This is a genomic window from Micromonospora deserti (assembly GCF_003236335.1).
Taxonomy (GTDB): Bacteria; Actinomycetota; Actinomycetes; order Mycobacteriales; family Micromonosporaceae; genus Micromonospora; species Micromonospora deserti.
This window is the reverse complement of record NZ_POUB01000463.1, coordinates 1-2349: the sequence shown is the minus strand read 5'-3', so window position 1 is coordinate 2349 and position 2349 is coordinate 1. Positions and strand designations below refer to the sequence as shown.

The window sequence follows — 2349 nt, the reverse complement described above, 5'->3', positions numbered from 1 at the left end:
CCCCACGCCCGAGATCCTGGCCGACGTCGGCCCCCATCGGGGCCGTTCCCAACCGAGGTCTACTGTGGTCGGCCCGGCGGGCGCGGTGAGTGGTGGTGCCGATGCCGGGCGGCAGCGCGCCGGATCCGGTGGCACGGGGCACGGCACCGCCGGCGGCACGGGGCACGGCACGGCCGCCGGCGCGGGGCACGGCACCGCCGGCGACGTGGAACGCCGGGGCGCGGGGTGGGCCGGCCCGGGTCGGATGCGGCAGGCAGCGGAGGCACGCCGGCAGGCGGCCGGCCGGCACGACGAGTCGACCGGATGGCCGGGCGTTCCTCCGCTGGCGGCCGAATCGTCTGCGACATCAGCTCGACAGGCCGGCGGCGGTCCGGGCGGCCAGCGAGGGGTCGCCGCGGAGGCGGTTCCACCCTGGCCCGCGCTCCCCGACGAGCTCGCGAGCGCGCCGGCCGCCGGCGTACCCCGGTGGGAGAGTGCGGCCGACCGGGTGCGGCCCTGGCCGGCGCTGCCCGACGACGCCGCACTGTGGTCGGTACCCGCCGGCGCACTCGACCGCGAGCACCTCAGCCGGCTGGACCGGGAACAGGCGGGTGGCTGATGGAGCGGGTCGCCTTCCTCATCGATGCCACCGGCGAGCGGGTGGACTGCCTGCTCAACCCGGAGACCGTGCAGGTCACCCGGCTGGCCGGGGTACGCCCCCGGGGCGCCGCGGGCGGGCAGCTCACCGGCGCCGGGCTCGCCGACGACCCGCTGGTCTTCACCGGCGGCGGCCGCACCGAACTCGTCCTCGACCTGCTCTTCGACGTGGACTTCGCCGACGGCCAGGTCCGGCCGGCGGACGTCCGGGCGCTCACCCGGCCGTTGTGGATGCTCGCCGAAAACTCGGCCGCCGAGCACGGCTGGCTCCGGCCGCCGCTGGTCCGGCTGGTGTGGGGCAAGACCTGGAACGTGCCCGGGGTGATCGTCGCCGTGGCCGAGCGGTTCGACGCCTTCACGGTCACCGGCTCGCCACGCCGCTCCTGGCTGCGGTTGAAGCTGGTCCGGGTGGCGGAGACGGCTGACCGGGCGCGGGAGGGCTTCGCGGAGGAACTGGCCGCCGCGGGCACCCCGGCCGCCGCGCCCGGCAGCGCGGTGGTGGCCGCGGGCGACGGCGCCGCCGCGCCAGGCTATTCGGGCGTACGGTTCGACCTGCTTGCCCACGACGCGCTGGGCTCGCCGCTGCGGTGGCGGCTGCTGGCCGAGCACAACCGGATCACCGACCCGCTCGCCGTGCCGCCGGGCACCCCGCTGGCCGTGCCGCCGGCCGGGAGCCCGCCGCCGGCAACGCCCACACCGGGGGGTGTGTCGTGACCGCACCCCGTGCGCTCACCGTGCTGGTCGACGGCGTACCGCTGCCCGACGCGGCGACCCGGCGGCTGGTCTCCGCCCGGGTCGCCGGCCGGCTCGACCAGCCCACTCAGTGCGAGGTAGCGCTGACCACCGCGCCCGGCGCCGGCGCGCTCACCCCGCCGGTGCGCGCGGGCGCCGCCCTCGAAGTCCGGCTCGACGGTCACCCGGAGGCACTCTTCGCGGGCGAGGTCACCTGCGTGGAGGTCGAGTACGCCGCCGACGGCGCCGCTCTGCTGCGGGTGCGCGGGTACGACGCGCTGCACCGGCTGCGCAAGCGGCAGCGGCTGCGCGTCCTCGAATCGGTGACCGCCGCCGACCTGGCCCGCGAACTCTGCGCCGACCTGGGATGGACGGTGGTGGCCGAAGCCGACGGCCCCCGGCTGGACCGGCTCGCCCAGCACCGGCACAGCGACCTGGAGCTGCTGTGCGAGGTGACCGGCCGGGCCGGGCTGCACCTGGCCGCCGACGGTGACCGGCTGCGCCTGGTGACGCTGGAGGGGTACGGCGAACCGGTCGAGCTGGCGCTGGGCCGGGACGTGCACTCGCTGCGGCTGTCCACCAACCTGGACGCCGCCGCCGGTGGCAGCTCGGCGCTGGGCTGGCACCCGCAGCGGGCCGAGCCGATCCGGCAGCAGGCGGCCACCCCGCGCAGCGGCCGGCGCATCGCCGGCGACCCCGACCCGGCCGACGTGGGCGCCGACGGGGCCCGCACCGCGGTGGACCAACCCGGCCGCAGCGACGACGAGCTGGCCGCGCTCGCCCAGGCGCGGCTGGACGCCCGGGTCGCCGCCCTGGTCACCGCGGAGGGGGTGGCCGCGGGGGACCCGGTGCTGCGCCCCGGCCGGCGGGTCGCGCTGACCGGCGTCCCGGCGGCGGTGCAGGGGGCGTACGTGCTGACCGAGGTGGTGCACACGGTCGACGGGAACGGGCACCTCACCCGGTTCTCCACCGCCCCTCCCC

Annotated in this window: 2 protein-coding genes and 1 pseudogene; all 3 read left to right on the top strand. The window is 78.2% G+C overall.

The window, feature by feature from the left end:
- Nucleotides 1–598: pseudogene (locus tag C1I99_RS31165) on the top strand (hypothetical protein); the annotation flags it as partial.
- Nucleotides 598–1350 (top strand): CIS tube protein, encoded by a 753-nt coding sequence (locus C1I99_RS31160; RefSeq protein WP_111137716.1) that lies wholly within the window; start codon nt 598–600, stop codon nt 1348–1350. The pseudogene C1I99_RS31165 and the gene C1I99_RS31160, both read left to right, overlap by 1 nt.
- The coding region (locus tag C1I99_RS31155; protein ID WP_199562463.1) for a phage late control D family protein at nt 1347–2349 on the top strand (1003 nt) is incomplete at its 3' end. The genes C1I99_RS31160 and C1I99_RS31155, both read left to right, overlap by 4 nt.